This is a genomic window from Paracraurococcus lichenis, assembly GCF_030657435.1.
Classification (GTDB): Bacteria; Pseudomonadota; Alphaproteobacteria; order Acetobacterales; family Acetobacteraceae; genus Paracraurococcus; species Paracraurococcus lichenis.
In genome coordinates, this window is record NZ_JAUTWS010000501.1 from 1 (window position 1) to 422 (window position 422).

The window sequence follows — 422 nt, forward strand, 5'->3', positions numbered from 1 at the left end:
TCAGCAAGGGTGCCCGCGTCCATACCGACGAGTACGACATCTACGCTCGCCTGCCGGCCTGGGGCTATCGGCACGAGACGGTCTGTCACGCTCGGGGCGAGTATGCGCGCGATGACGACGGCGATGGCTTCTGCGAGATCCACGTCAACACCATGGAGGGGGCGTGGTCTCTGCTACGCTCCTGGCTCCGCCCGCACCGGGGAGTCTCCCAAGAGAAACTACCGCTGTATCTCGGCTTCTTCGAGTTCGTGCACAACGCCCGGCGCCGCGGCAAAGCCCTCCTCGGCGCTCTCGTCGCAGCTCTGGTCGTGTGATGTGCCTCATCACCACCTTGTTGCAGCGGTCGGCGGCTTGGTCGGCTTCGGGTAGAATGAGGCCGGGGCGTGTCCCTTTCACTCTGCAGGGGCAGCCGTCTTGCCATA

General features: G+C 64.9%; 1 protein-coding gene. It reads left to right on the plus strand.

Going from position 1 to position 422, the window contains the following annotated elements:
* Positions 1 to 314: transposase (locus tag Q7A36_RS40980; RefSeq protein WP_370655824.1), on the plus strand; the 314-nt coding region annotated here is incomplete at its 5' end.
* Between the last annotated feature and the right edge of the window lie 108 nt (positions 315 to 422).